This window comes from Methylobacterium sp. AC433 (genome assembly GCF_979253015.1).
Window position 1 is genome coordinate 1 of record NZ_CEEDBN010000114.1, and the last position, 236, is coordinate 236.

Sequence of the window (236 nt, forward strand, 5' to 3'; positions counted from 1 at the left end):
GGGAGCGGGCATTGGCCTCCCCGCCGCCTCCGCTGCGTGCGGCGCCGCCGAGGTCGCCGGCCCCGCCGGGCACCCGCGACAGGCTGCCCTCGTTCTGGCCCTGGAGCTGCGCCAGCACCCGTTCCACGGGGCCGCCGGGGGCGACCTGCACGATGACGAAGGTGATCAGCATGATCCCGAAGATCGTCGGGACCATGAGCGCGTTGCGGCGCAGGATATAGCCGAGCACGGGTGTC

The 236-nt window shown here is 73.3% G+C and carries 1 pseudogene; it reads right to left on the bottom strand.

Going from position 1 to position 236, the window contains the following annotated elements:
* Nucleotides 1–229, bottom strand: a pseudogene (locus AC0IWM_RS23930) (microcin ABC transporter permease); the annotation flags it as partial.
* Nucleotides 230–236 lie beyond the last annotated feature (7 nt).